Source organism: Gemmobacter denitrificans (assembly GCF_036964905.1).
Taxonomy (GTDB): domain Bacteria; phylum Pseudomonadota; class Alphaproteobacteria; order Rhodobacterales; family Rhodobacteraceae; genus Gemmobacter; species Gemmobacter denitrificans.
Genome location: NZ_JBALHR010000001.1, coordinates 225,504 through 238,399 on the forward strand (window position 1 = coordinate 225,504; position 12,896 = coordinate 238,399).

Annotated in this window: 10 protein-coding genes; 8 read left to right on the plus strand and 2 right to left on the minus strand. The window is 63.7% G+C overall.

What is annotated here, in order from left to right; all coding sequences use genetic code 11:
• Positions 1–38: 38 nt before the first annotated feature.
• The 4 genes from V6590_RS01110 to ispG all read left to right on the plus strand — a co-directional run bounded on the left by V6590_RS01110 (position 39) and on the right by ispG (position 4,676).
• On the plus strand, positions 39–620 hold the full coding sequence (locus V6590_RS01110; RefSeq protein WP_335418269.1) for a DUF4189 domain-containing protein: 582 nt from the start codon (positions 39–41) through the stop codon (positions 618–620).
• A gap of 208 nt (positions 621–828) precedes the next feature.
• A complete protein-coding gene (gene hemA / locus V6590_RS01115) occupies positions 829–2,058 on the plus strand; it encodes a 5-aminolevulinate synthase (RefSeq protein ID WP_335418272.1) in 1,230 nt (409 codons plus the stop codon).
• Between the two features lie 132 nt (positions 2,059–2,190).
• Complete coding sequence (locus V6590_RS01120; RefSeq protein ID WP_335418275.1) at positions 2,191–3,417, plus strand: helix-turn-helix domain-containing protein; 1,227 nt, start codon at positions 2,191–2,193, stop codon at positions 3,415–3,417.
• 140 nt (positions 3,418–3,557) lie between these two features.
• Complete coding sequence (gene ispG, locus V6590_RS01125; RefSeq protein ID WP_335418278.1) at positions 3,558–4,676, plus strand: flavodoxin-dependent (E)-4-hydroxy-3-methylbut-2-enyl-diphosphate synthase; 1,119 nt, start codon at positions 3,558–3,560, stop codon at positions 4,674–4,676.
• 1 nt (position 4,677) lies between these two features.
• Here ispG and V6590_RS01130 read toward each other — a convergent pair whose 3' ends face one another.
• A complete protein-coding gene (locus tag V6590_RS01130; RefSeq protein ID WP_335418280.1) occupies positions 4,678–5,568 on the minus strand; it encodes a LysR family transcriptional regulator in 891 nt (296 codons plus the stop codon).
• Between the two features lie 88 nt (positions 5,569–5,656).
• Between V6590_RS01130 and V6590_RS01135 the strand changes: the two genes are divergently transcribed.
• The gene (locus V6590_RS01135) at positions 5,657–6,880 is read left to right on the plus strand and encodes an MFS transporter (protein WP_335418283.1); all 1,224 of its coding nucleotides are present in this window, start codon (positions 5,657–5,659) and stop codon (positions 6,878–6,880) included.
• A 60-nt stretch (positions 6,881–6,940) separates the two neighbouring features.
• On the opposite strand, the gene V6590_RS01140 is transcribed toward V6590_RS01135, so the two are convergent.
• Positions 6,941–7,693, minus strand: a complete 753-nt coding sequence (locus tag V6590_RS01140; protein WP_335418286.1) for a DsbA family protein — start codon at positions 7,691–7,693, stop codon at positions 6,941–6,943.
• Between the two features lie 93 nt (positions 7,694–7,786).
• Here V6590_RS01140 and V6590_RS01145 point away from each other — a divergent pair, with 93 nt between their 5' ends.
• From V6590_RS01145 to V6590_RS01155, 3 genes are all read left to right on the plus strand, one after another.
• The gene (locus tag V6590_RS01145) at positions 7,787–8,935 is read left to right on the plus strand and encodes a pyridoxal phosphate-dependent aminotransferase (RefSeq protein WP_335418289.1); all 1,149 of its coding nucleotides are present in this window, start codon (positions 7,787–7,789) and stop codon (positions 8,933–8,935) included.
• A 56-nt stretch (positions 8,936–8,991) separates the two neighbouring features.
• Positions 8,992–10,191, plus strand: a complete 1,200-nt coding sequence (locus V6590_RS01150; protein ID WP_335418292.1) for an N-acetylmuramoyl-L-alanine amidase — start codon at positions 8,992–8,994, stop codon at positions 10,189–10,191.
• 113 nt (positions 10,192–10,304) lie between these two features.
• A complete protein-coding gene (locus V6590_RS01155; protein WP_335418295.1) occupies positions 10,305–12,854 on the plus strand; it encodes a penicillin-binding protein 1A in 2,550 nt (849 codons plus the stop codon).
• The last annotated feature ends 42 nt before the right edge of the window (positions 12,855–12,896 follow it).

Below are 12,896 nucleotides of genomic sequence, written 5' to 3' on the forward strand. Positions count from 1 at the left end.
CGGTGCGAATGGCTAAAATGGCATGACGGATGATGGAGATGACGACGATGACGCGTTTCGGTGCCCTTGCCCTGTCGGCAATCATGCTGCCCTGCCTGCCTGTCTTTGCCGAACCGGTGACAGGCGAGGTGGCGGCCAAACTGGTTTTTCCGGTGACCGAAATGTCCGCCGTGGAAATGACCGGCAAGGGCGGCCTGTCAGAGACCGATGCCAAGACGCTGCAGCTGGTGGGGGCAGGCCAGCCCTTCTATGGGGCCATCGCGATTTCCCCCGATGAAGGGATCATGGTGGAGGCGACGGTTGCAGCCGTGAACCATCACAGCACCGAGGCGGCCGAGGCTGCGGCGTTGAAGGGCTGCGAAGACAAGCGCAAGGGCAAGGCGGCCTGTGCGGTTGTGGCACTGATCCGGCCCGAGGGCTGGGAGGCGCGGACACTGTCGCTTTCGGCTGATGCGACGCGCGCGCTCGGGGCGGATTACAAGGCGCCGGGTGCCATGGCCGTGTCGCCTGCAACCGGCATGTTCGGCATGGCCAAGGGCGATCAGGCGGGCGATACCGCGATCAAGGCCTGTGAAGAAAAGGCCAAGACCGGCGATTGCGTGCTGGTCATACAGGACTGATTTTTCCGATCTTTCGTATCAATCGGCCTATCCGGGCTTGCGCGGCACCGGTCTGCCCTTATTCTGGGCAGACTTTGCACCACGAGGGGCGGCGAGACAAATTGCCCACTTCCAGATGCAGGATTTGACCAATATCAAGGCGGCCACCCAACAGGCGGCCTAATGACAGCCCAGCAAGGCCCCGTGCCGGACAGCCAGGGAGACGGACATGGACTATGACAAAGCCCTCGATGCAGCGATTTCGCGGCTGCACGATGAAGGCCGCTATCGCACCTTCATCGATATCGAGCGCAAGCGCGGCCATTTCCCCCATGCGGTCTGGACCCGGCCCGATGGCACCGAACAGCAGATCACGGTCTGGTGCGGCAATGATTATCTGGGCATGGGGCAGCACCCGGCTGTGCTGGCGGCGATGCACGAGGCGCTTGAGGCCACAGGTGCCGGTTCGGGCGGTACGCGCAACATTTCCGGCACCACGGTCTATCACCGCAAGCTGGAGGCCGAAATCGCCGATCTGCATGGCAAGGAGGCCGCGCTGGTCTTCAGTTCGGCCTATATCGCCAATGATGCCACGCTGAGCACGCTGCCAAAGCTGTTTCCCGGTCTCATCATCTATTCCGACGCGCTGAACCATGCGTCGATGATCGAAGGGATCAAGCGCAATGGCGGCGCAAAGCGGGTGTTCCGCCACAATGACGTGGCGCATCTGCGCGAACTGATCGCGGCGGATGATCCGGCGGCGCCCAAGCTGATCGCCTTTGAATCGATCTATTCGATGGATGGCGATTTTGGTCCGATTGCAGAAATCTGCGATCTGGCGGCTGAGGTCGGCGCGCTGACCTATCTGGACGAGGTGCATGCGGTGGGCATGTATGGCCCGCGTGGTGCCGGTGTGGCCGAACGGGATGGGGTGATGGCCCGGGTGGACATCATCAATGCGACACTGGGCAAGGCTTTCGGCGTTTTTGGCGGCTACATTGCTGCAAGTGCGAAGATGGTGGATGCCATCCGTTCCTATGCGCCGGGCTTCATTTTCACCACCTCGTTGCCGCCGGTGGTGGCCGCCGGGGCTGCTGCCTCGATCGCGCTTCTGAAGACGGATGAGGGCCAGAAACTGCGCGATGCACAGCAATTGCACGCCCGTATCCTGAAGATGCGGCTGAAGGGGCTGGGCCTGCCGATCATTGACCATGGGTCACATATCGTGCCTGTCCATGTCGGCAACCCCATCCATTGCAAGATGCTGTCCGACATGCTGCTGGCCGAGTTCGGCATCTATGTCCAGCCGATCAACTTCCCGACGGTTCCGCGCGGCACCGAACGCCTGCGGTTCACGCCGTCGCCCGTACATGATGCCGGTCAGATTGACGCACTTGTGAAGGCGATGGACGGGCTGTGGCGGCATTGTGCGCTGAATCGTGCCGAGGCCAGTGCCTGACCGGGCTTCTGCGGATGCAAAAACCCTTGCCCTGTGGTAGAGATGTCAGCAATAGGGCAGGGATGAGTCGGATTGTGGGGAATCGGGCCATAACGACTCGGACACTTGCGGCACAAGACGGGGCAGGGGCGCATGATCTTCCGAAGGACCAAACCTTCGACGGGTGATCTCGACAAACCAAAGGGCTTTGACGATTTCGAACTGCGTCTGGGGGATGTCATGCGGGGCGAACGCGCCACGCTTGGCAAGTCTCTGCTTGATGTTCAGCGCGAGCTGAAGATCAAGGCCACCTATATCGCTGCCATCGAAAATTGCGATGTATCGGCCTTTGAAACCCCTGGCTTCATCGCGGGCTATATCCGGTCTTATGCGCGCTATCTGGGGATGGACCCGGATTGGGCGTTCCAGCGTTTCTGCGCCGAGGCGAATTTCGAAGTTGCGCATGGCATGTCGGCTGCGGCCACGCCCGCCACCATCACTGCAGCGCGCAATCGCACCGCCAATCTGGAGCCGCGCGATCCGCTGGCCAATCCGAATGCAATCTTCATTCCGCGCAGCGAAAGCTGGGTGCACCGCATTGAACCCGGCGCTGTCGGATCGGTGCTGGTGCTGGCCCTGCTGATCGGGGCGCTTGGCTATGGCGGCTGGTCGGTTCTGCAGGAAGTTCAGCGTGTGCAACTGGCCCCGGTTGATCAGGCCCCGGTGGTGGTGGCCGAGGTGGACCCGCTCAATCAGGTGGATGGTGTAGCGGCGGCCCGCCCGCGCGGCGAATTGTCCGAGGTTCTGGCGGCCGAGGCTGCCATCTCTGATCCGCTGAGCCGTGTGACGCGTCCGCAGGCGCTTGACCTGCCGGTCATGGTATCGCGTGACGGCCCGATCGCCGCCATTGATCCGCGCACAAACGGCACTCTGGCCGGTCAGGGCCAATCCGCTGCGGCGGGCCAGTCCATTGCCTCAGTCGGAGATATTGGCGCCGATCTGGATGCGGGCGTGGTTCAGGTGACCGAGGCCCCGAAGCCGGGTGTTGATATTCTGGCGGTCCGCCCCTCCTGGGTGCGGATCTATGCCGCCGATGACACCGTTCTGTTCGAGAAGATCCTGGATGCCGGCGAACGCTATACGGTTCCGCAGATCGAACAGGCCGCCTTCCTGCGCTCGGGCAATTCGGGGTCGGTCTATTTCGTGATCGGTGGACAGACCTATGGCCCGGCCGCCCCCGGCCCACAGGTGGTGAAGAACATCGACCTGTCGGAAGAGGCTTTGATGGCCAAATACCAGGTTGCCGATCTGACCGGGGATGAAGCCTTGGCCAAGATCGTGGCAGAAAACACCGCAACACAGGCCCCTGCCGATCAGTGATCGGGGACGGTTGGCCCTGAGGGATACGGTAGGAATGACGGGTCCGTGATCCTGTCCCGGATACGAAACGGCCCCGGCGGCATTGCCCCGGGGCCGTTTCGCTTTTATCTGTGGCGGCGCAGCCCTGCGAGAGGTACGTCATGACCCATAACCCGATCCGCCCCTGGCGCAATATCGAACGCCGCAAGTCGCGCCAGATCCGCGTGGGCAAGGTGCTGGTCGGGGGCGATGCGCCGATCTCGGTGCAGACCATGACCAATACCATCACCTCGGATGTGAAGGCGACGCTGGATCAGGTGCTGCGCTGTGCGGTGGCCGGGGCCGATATCGTGCGGATTTCAACCCCCGATGAAGACAGCACGCGCGCGCTGAAAGAGATTGTCGCCGAAAGCCCGGTGCCGATCGTGGCGGATATCCATTTCCACTATCGCCGCGCGATTGAGGCCGCCGAGGCGGGCGCGGCCTGTCTGCGCATCAACCCCGGCAATATTGGCGATGCCAAACGCGTGGCCGAGGTGGTGCGGGCGGCGAAGGATCACGGCTGTTCCATCCGCATCGGAGTGAATGCCGGCAGTCTGGAAAAGCACCTGCTGGACAAATATGGCGAACCCTGTCCTGCTGCGATGGTGGAAAGCGGGCTCGACCATATCAAGCTTTTGCAGGACAACGATTTTCACGAATTCAAGATTTCGGTGAAGGCCAGCGACGTGTTCCTGGCCGCCGCCGCCTATCAGGAACTGGCCGAGGCGACCGATGCACCGATCCATCTGGGCATCACCGAAGCGGGCGGCCTGATGTCGGGCACCGTGAAATCGGCAGTGGGACTGGGCAGCCTGCTCTGGGCTGGCATTGGTGATACGATCCGGGTCTCCCTTTCCGCCGATCCGGTGGAAGAGGTGAAGGTCGGGTTCGAGATTCTGAAATCGCTGGGCTTGCGCCATCGCGGCGTCACCATCATCAGCTGCCCCAGCTGCGCCCGGCAGGGCTTTGACGTCATCAAGACCGTGGCGGCGCTGGAGGAACGGCTGGCCCATGTCACCACCTCCATGAGCCTGTCGATCATCGGCTGCGTGGTGAACGGGCCGGGCGAGGCGCTGATGACCGATATCGGCTTTACCGGCGGCGGGGCCGGGTCGGGCATGGTCTATCTGGCGGGCAAGCAGAGCCACAAGCTGTCCAACGATCAATTGATCGACCACATCGTCGAACAGGTGGAGCGCAAGGCCGCCGAGATCGAGGCGGCAAAGGCCGCCGAATAGATCAGACGCACTTCAGTGCCTCGGCCAGATGATCGATGAAGGCGCGCAGCCGCGCCGTCACCGAATGGGCCGAGGGATAGACGAAATACAGCCCGCGCCGTTGGGTCGTCCACTCCGGCAGAACCCGGACAAGACGGCCCGTGTCCAGATCCTCGCGCATCATCAACGTGGGAACTGCGCCAATCCCGGCCCCTGCGCGCAAGGCATCGCGGATGGCCAGATGCGACCCCAGTTGCAGCACTGGATGGGCGGGCAGATCAATGCGCCGGTCGCCGCTTTCCAGCGGCCAGGCAGCGCGCCAGGCTGCGGCCAGACCCACCAGCGGAAAGGCCAGAAGATCCTCGGGATCGCGGATCCGGTCCAGACCCGGCAGCTCGGGATGGGCGGCCAGCACGGCCTGGCCATGCAGCATCAGCCGGGCAATGCGGCTGCTGTCTTCCAGCGGGCCGAAATGCAGACATCCGTCAAAACCCTCTTCCAGCAGATCGGGGGCCCGGTCGAGAAAATGGATTTCCAGCGTCACATCGGGATAGCGCGCGCGAAAATCTGCAGCGATCCGTCCCATCATCAGCGTGCCCAGGGTCGGGGTGACAGAGAGGCGCAGATGGCCGCGCGGTGCGCCATCGGGTTCGCCCAGGGCGCGACGGATATCCTCTGCCTCGCCCAGCAGCCGGTCGGCCCGGCTGGCCAGCACTTCGCCTTCGCGCGTGGGGCGCAAGGCGCGGGTGCTGCGTTCGATCAGCCGCACGCCCAGCTCGGTTTCAAGATCGGCGATCCGCTTGGACAGGGTGGATTTCGGCACCCGCAGCGCCAGCGCCGCGGCCGAGAACGAGCCTTCGCGCAGCACCATCCGAAAGGCACGCAGGGCGGTCAGGTCAATGTCATTGTCCATATTTCTGGACATACCTTGCAATCATGGCTATCTGGTTCAATTTTGTGAATTCCGTCACCCTGCGCAAGACAAATGTTGCGAGGACAGGATGGAACAGACTGAAACACCCCCGCCCGGGCGCAGAGTGGCTTTGGCCGTGCTGGGGCTTTCTGCCATGACGATCATGGCCAATGCGACGGTGGCGTCATCCTTGCCGGGTCTGAAGCGCCACTTCGCCGATGTGGCGGGGATCGACACGCTGGCAGGGTTGATTGTCACTCTGCCCTCTCTGGCTGTGGTGATCACCGCCGGGCTGATGGGGTGGCTGGCCGACCGGATGGACCGGCAGAAGCTGCTGGCCTTTGTGGCGTTGTGCTATGGGTTGGGCGGCACTTCGGGGCTTTGGGCCGAAAGCCTGAATGCCATCCTGGCGGGGCGGCTGTTGCTGGGCGTGGGCGTCGCGGGCACCATGACGCTGGGGATGACATGGAGCGCCGATCTCTGGCAAGGGGCTGCACGGGCGCGGTTCCTTGGGCTGCAGGGGGCGGCCATATCGGTCGCCGGGATCGTGTTCATGCTGACGGGCGGGGCCTTGGCCGGGCTGCATTGGCGCGGTGCCTTTGCGGTCTATGCGCTGATCCTGCCGGTGGCCGTGCTGGCCCTGCTGGCATTGGCACCCTATTCCCGAGAACGGCGTCGGGCGGCACCGGTCGCGAAGGGGATGGCACGGCAGGCAGGCTTTCCTTGGGCGGCCTTTGCCTTTGTCGGCTCGCTGGGCTTCGTGTTTCAGGCGGCCTTCTACATCACCCCCACGCGGCTGCCGTTCCGGCTGGAAGAGCTTGGCGTGGCCAATCCGCTGGCTGTCGGGGCGTTGATGGCGGCATTGGTCGCAGTTTCGGCACCGGTGTCGCTGGCCTATGGGCGCATCCGTCGGCATGTTTCGGCCATGTCGGTCTTCGGGCTCAGCTTTGCGCTGATCGGGGCCGGATTTGTGGCCCATGCGCTGGCGCAGGATTGGCATGGGGTGCTGGCAGGATCGGTGATTGCCGGGTTGGGGATGGGCCTTTCGATGCCCAATTACACGACATGGTTCCTCGCGCGGGTGCCCATGGCCATGCGCGGTCGGGCTTCGGGTTTGCTGACCACGGCCTTCTTTCTGGGTCAGTTCGCCTCGCCGCTGGTATCTGCCCCGTTGGTGGCACATTTGGGGCTGGCCGGGGCGTTCGGCGCTGTGGGGGGCACGCTGATCGGGTTGGGCCTGCTGCTGGCGGTGGCACAGATCTGGTGGCCCGAACAGGCCCGGCCCGAAACGGCCCCGGCTGCGGTGTCCTGAAACCGTGCGATGAAAAAGGCGGCCCTGCCGGGCCGCCCTGATGCCGTTGCAGCGAAGCGATCAACCGTCCTGCCGCTGGCCTTCGACGATCTGGCGCATCCCATCCAGCGGCACATAGCCACGCACCATGGTACGGTCGATGATGAAGCTGGGGGTGCCATTGATCTGCATCGTGGTGCCAAGTGCATGGTTGGCCTCGATCACCGCGGCCACTTCGGGGCTGGACATCTTGGCGCTGATGGCCGCCGCGTCCAGGCCCAGCTCCCCGGCCAGTGCCGCCATGCTTTCTGCCGTGGCATCGCCGCGCAGGGTGATCAGCGCATCATGCGCGCGCTTGTAGGCTTCGTCCCCTGCAACCATCCGCACTGCGATGGCAAATTGCGACGAGATCAGAGATTCTTCGCCCAGGATCGGGAACTCCTTCACCACAAAGCGGATATTGCCATCCGATTTGACCAGCTCGTTCACTTCGTCATGTGCCTTGCGGCAATAGCCACAGCGGTAATCAATGAATTCGACCAGTGTGATATCGCCTTCGGGATTGCCGCCGGCCCAGTCATTCGCGTTCTGGAAAATGGCCTCGGCATTGTCTTCCAGCAGTTTCAGATCATCTTCGATCGCGGCGGCCTGCTGGCGGTCTTCCAGCACGCGCACGGCTTCCATGATGACTTCGGGATTCTCGATCAGATAGGCCCGCACCTGCGCACCAAAGGCCTGCTTTTCGGCGTCAGACATGGCGGACAGGTCAAGGGCAAGGGCCGGCAGGGAAAGACCCAGCGTCAGAGCAGTGGTGGCAAGGAAGGTGCGGGTCATCGGGTCTCTCCAAGGGGCAGGGGCCCCTTTTGGGGGCGGCTTGACGCGCGCGCCCTGCCGGGCCAGTGTCGCGCCGACTTTAAGGGGGCATGCATGCAGGTTTCAAGACGGGCTCTGGTCGATCCCTTTATCGTGATGGACGTGATGGAGCGCGCCCGTGCCGCCGAGGCATCGGGGCGCAGCATCATCCATATGGAGGTGGGGCAACCCGGCACTGCCGCCCCGGCGGGGGCGCGCAAGGCCTTGGCGCGGGCGATGGAGGCGGGGCCGCTTGGCTATACCGTGGCGCTTGGCCTGCCCGAACTGCGCCAAGGGATCGCTGACCTCTATCGCCGCTGGTATGGAATTGACCTCAATCCCGACCGTGTGGTGGTGACGGCGGGGTCATCCGCGGCCTTTCTGCTGTCATTCACCACGTTGTTTGATGCGGGGGACCGGGTGGCCCTGGGCGAACCCGGCTATCCGTCATACCGCCAGATCCTGAAGGCCCTGAGCCTTGAGGCTGTGGGAATCCCGTCGCGGCTGGAAAACCGGTTGCAGCCCGTGCCCGCCGATTTGCAGGGTGTCACCATGGAAGGGCTGATCGTGGCCAGCCCCGGCAATCCGTCGGGCACCATGCTGGGCCGCGCGGAACTTGCGGCCCTGATCGACCATTGTGCCGGGCGCGGGGTCCGGTTCATTTCCGACGAGATCTATCACGGGCTGCATTACGGTGACCGGGCGGTTTCGGCGTTGGAAATTGCCGATGACCTGCATGTCATCAACAGCTTTTCCAAGTATTTCAGCATGACCGGCTGGCGGATCGGCTGGATGGTGGTGCCCGAATCGCAGATCCGGGTGGTAGAGCGGCTGGCGCAGAACATGTTCATCTGCCCGCCCCATGCCAGCCAGATTGCCGCGCTGCATGCGCTTGATTGTATCGACGAGCTGGAGGCCAATCGCGCGATCTATGCCGAAAACCGGCGTCTGATGCTAGAAGGCCTGCCAAAGGCCGGGTTTACCCGGATCGCGCCGCCGGACGGGGCCTTCTACATTTATGCCGATGTCAGCGACCTGACGACGGATTCGCTGGCCTTTGCGGCGCAGATCCTCGACGAAGCCGGGGTGGCGGTGACACCGGGGCTTGACTTCGATCCGCGGCGGGGGGCGCAGACGCTGCGCTTTTCCTATGCCCGGGCCACGGCCGATATTGCCGAAGGTCTGGCGCGGTTGCAGGCCTTCATGGCCCGCCGCAAGGCGTGAATGGTGCGAATGCGCAGCCTGCGCTAGGCTGTGCTGCAGCAGGAATGGGGCGGTGCATGCGGGTTCTGATACTGGCTATTGCGATGATCTGGGCGGGGCTGGCCACCATGGCGCAGGATCTTTCGGCGCTGGCGCGACTGGTGCCGGAGCAATCCGAAATCAGCTCGTATGCGGGCGGGGGGATCACCCTTGAACTTGCGCTGTCGCAACCCGTGCCGTGGCGGGTGCGGCTGCTGGACCAACCGCCGCGCCTGGTGCTGGATTTCCGCGAGGTGGACTGGCAGGGCATCGACCGGGTGGCGCGCAGCGGTGTGACCGACCTGCGGGCGGGCAGCTTTCGGCCCGGATGGTCGCGGTTGGTGGCCCAATTGCCGGGGCCTTTTGTGGTGCAGCGCGCGGGGATGGATACATCTGACGGCGCGGCGCGTCTAAGCCTTGCCCTGATCCCGGCCAGCGCCGAAACCTTTGCCGAAAAGGCAGCCGCCCCTGAACCGCCCGGCTGGGCGCTGCCAAAACCGGCCGATCTGCCGCGCCCGGTGGCCCGGGGGGCAGGGCCGCTGGTTGTGGTGCTTGACCCTGGTCATGGCGGCATTGACCCGGGGGCCGAACGCGACAGCGTGACCGAAGCCGATCTGATGCTGACATTCGCCCGCGAATTCAAGGAAGTGCTGGTGCGGGATGGCGGCTTTCTTGTGGTGATGACGCGCGAGGAAGATGTCTTCGTACCGCTGGAAACCCGCATCTCCATCGCCCGTGCGGTGGGCGCGCATGTCTTCCTGTCGCTGCATGCCGATGCGCTGGCCGAGGGTGAGGCCGTGGGGGCCACGCTTTACACCCTGTCGGATGAGGCATCCGATCAGGCCGCCAAGACCCTTGCCGAACGGCATGATCGCGCCGATCTGCTGGCCGGGGTCGATCTGACGGATCAGGATGATCTGGTGGCGCAGGTCTTGATGGACATGGCACGCACCGAAACCGCCCCCCGCATTGACCGGCTGGCCGGGGCGCTGGAAGGCGCGATCAAGGGTGCCGATCTGAAGATGCATCGCCGCCCCCATCAGACTGCCGGGTTCAGCGTGCTGAAATCGCCTGACATCCCGTCCTTGCTGATTGAATTGGGGTTTCTGTCGTCAGATCGTGATCTGGCCCGGCTGCAAGACCCGGACTGGCGTGCCCGGATGGCCGCAGCCCTGCGCGACGGGTTGAAAGACTGGGCCGCGCAGGATGCCGCGCTCTCGGGGCTGAACAGGCATTAGGTCGTCGCGTCAGCTTTCACATTGGCGGGAAACTGCCCGCAAACGGCCCGCGATGTTTTGACCTTGCGCCGCTTTGGCCCTATATCGGTGCCACGTCTGATCGGGGGTTTTGCGTGCTGCGCTTTGTCGGGTCCTTTTTCGGGGCCATCTTCACCATGCTGACGCTGGGCCTGCTGTTCGCGGCCCTGACCCTTGGCGCTGTCTTCTGGGTCTATTCCCGCGACCTGCCAAGCCATGAAAGCCTGCTGCAATATACCCCGCCGACCATCAGCCGCATCTATGATGGCGAAGGCCGTCTGATTGACGAATTCGCGGAAGAGCGCCGTCTTTTCGTGCCGGCCGAAGATATTCCGGCTCTGGTCAAGCAGGCCTTCATCAGCGCCGAGGACAAGAATTTCTATACCCATCAGGGTTTTGATGTGATGGGGATTGCCTCGGCTGCGCTGGACGCGCTGAAAGGCGGGCGGCTGCGCGGCGCTTCGACCATTCCGCAGCAGGTGGCCAAGAACTTCCTGTTGTCGGGGGACCGGACGGCAGAACGCAAGATCAAGGAACTGATCCTGTCCACCCGGCTGGTGGGAACCCTGCCCAAGGAGAAGATCCTTGAACTCTATCTGAACGAAATCTTCCTGGGCGCCAATTCCTATGGTGTGGCAGCGGCGGCGCAGACCTATTTCAACAAATCCTTGCGCCAGCTGACCGCGGGCGAAGCGGCCTATCTGGCGGCCCTGCCGAAAAAGCCCGCCGATCTGCACCCGGCCCGCCAGTACGAAGACGCGGTGGATCGCCGCAACTATGTGCTGCGCGAAATGCTGCAGAATGGCTATATCGATCAGACCATCTATGAGACGGAGAAAGTCCAGCCGCTGCGCACTGTGCAGCGCGGCGATTATCCGCCCTTCCGCCAATCGCTGCCGCCACGCGATTACTTCACCGATGAAATCCGCCGCGAATTGTCGGGCAAGTTCGGCGAGAAGGAGTTCTTCGGCGGTGGTCTGGCGATCCGTGCCACGGTTGACCCGGAATTGCAGGCGGCGGCGGCCAAGGCGCTGCGGCAAGGCCTAGAGAAATATGATCGCGGTCAGGGTATCTGGCGCGGCACCCGCAAGACCATTTCGCCCGACCGGCTGACCGCCGAGGCGGATTGGCGCGCGGCGCTGTCCGAGGTGGAGGTGCCCCGTGACATCGAAGGCTGGCATCCGGCGGTGGTGCTGTCGCTCGGCGAATCCAGTGCCCGGATCGGCATTGAAGGCGTGGACGAGGATGAAGACGGCCATTTCATCCCGGCCGATGATGTGACCTGGGCGCGCAAGCGTCAGGCCGATGGCAAGCTGGGCAGGAAGGCCCGCGTTGCCTCCGATCTTGTCAGCGTGGGCGATGTGGTTCTGGTTCGTGCCGTCACCAGCGATGAGGACGGCAGTTTCAAGCGCTGGTCGCTGCGTCAGGTGCCGGAAGTGCAGGGCGCCTTCATGGCGATGGACGTGTTCTCGGGCCGTGTGTTGGCGGTGCAGGGCGGCTTTTCCTATCAGGATTCGGTATTCAACCGCGCAACACAGGCCACGCGCCAACCGGGGTCGAGCTTCAAGCCCTTTGTCTATGCCGCCGCTCTGGACAGCGGTTTCACCCCGGCCACCATTGTCGTCGATGCGCCCATCGAGGTGGATACGCCGCAGGGCCTGTGGCGGCCCAAGAACGCGTCGAACAAGTTCTATGGCCCCACCCCGCTGCGCACCGGCATCGAACAGAGCCGGAACCTGATGACCGTGCGGATTGCCCAGGAAATCGGGATGGAAACGGTGGCGGGCTATGCGGAACGCTTCGGCGTCTATGACCGCATGCAGCAATTCCTCTCCAATTCGCTGGGCAGCCAGGAAACCACGCTGTTCAAGATGGTGGCGGCCTATGCCATGTTCGCCAATGGCGGCGAGAGGGTGGAGCCGACGCTGGTGGACCGTGTGCAGGATCGCTATGGCAAATCGGTCTATCGTCACGACACCCGGGAATGTGCCGATTGCGCCCTGGCCGATCTTCCGCAGGGAAGGGCACCCCGGATCGTGTCAAAGCGCGAAAGGGTGATGGATGCGATCACCGCCTATCAGTTGACCAGCATGATGGAGGGCGTGGTGCAACGCGGCACGGCACGGGGGATCAACCTGCCCGTGCCGGTGGCGGGCAAGACCGGCACCACCAATGACGCCAAGGATGTCTGGTTCGTGGGCTATACCTCGAACATCGCGGCGGGTTGCTATATCGGCTATGACAATCCCCGGTCACTGGGCAACAGCGCCTCGGGCGGCGGGTTCTGTGGCCCGGTCTTCGAAAGCTTCATGAAGGCGGCCATCAAGAAATACGGTGGCGGCAAATTTGCCGTGCCGCCGGGCGGCTATTTCATGAAGATCGACCGTTTCTCGGGCGCGCGCCTGTCAGATGATGCGCAGGGCGACAATGTCGTGTCCGAATACTTCCGCGAGGGCGAAGAGCCGCTGTTCGGGGTTGGCGCGATGGTCGATGGCGGCTTTGCCATGGGGGCGAACCTGCCGCTGTTTGCAGCGGGCGAGGTGGAAAGCGGCGGCGGCTCGCAGGTGACCACGGCATCGGGCAAGACCAAGGTCATCCCGAAGAAGGCCGATTTCGGCACATTGTCCTCGGGTGGGCTCTACTGATCTGCAATCCGCCGCCGTGGCCTTGCCCGGCGGCCTTCCAGC

What these genes read in the sequence shown, in the direction of transcription:
- V6590_RS01110 (WP_335418269.1), top strand. Translation starts at nt 39, where the DNA reads ATGACGACGATGACGCGTTTCGGTGCCCTTGCCCTGTCGGCAATCATG.
- hemA (WP_335418272.1), top strand. Translation starts at nt 829, where the DNA reads ATGGACTATGACAAAGCCCTCGATGCAGCGATTTCGCGGCTGCACGAT.
- V6590_RS01120 (WP_335418275.1), top strand. Translation starts at nt 2,191, where the DNA reads ATGATCTTCCGAAGGACCAAACCTTCGACGGGTGATCTCGACAAACCA.
- ispG (WP_335418278.1), top strand. Translation starts at nt 3,558, where the DNA reads ATGACCCATAACCCGATCCGCCCCTGGCGCAATATCGAACGCCGCAAG.
- V6590_RS01130 (WP_335418280.1), bottom strand. Translation starts at nt 5,568, where the DNA reads ATGGACAATGACATTGACCTGACCGCCCTGCGTGCCTTTCGGATGGTG.
- V6590_RS01135 (WP_335418283.1), top strand. Translation starts at nt 5,657, where the DNA reads ATGGAACAGACTGAAACACCCCCGCCCGGGCGCAGAGTGGCTTTGGCC.
- V6590_RS01140 (WP_335418286.1), bottom strand. Translation starts at nt 7,693, where the DNA reads ATGACCCGCACCTTCCTTGCCACCACTGCTCTGACGCTGGGTCTTTCC.
- V6590_RS01145 (WP_335418289.1), top strand. Translation starts at nt 7,787, where the DNA reads ATGCAGGTTTCAAGACGGGCTCTGGTCGATCCCTTTATCGTGATGGAC.
- V6590_RS01150 (WP_335418292.1), top strand. Translation starts at nt 8,992, where the DNA reads ATGCGGGTTCTGATACTGGCTATTGCGATGATCTGGGCGGGGCTGGCC.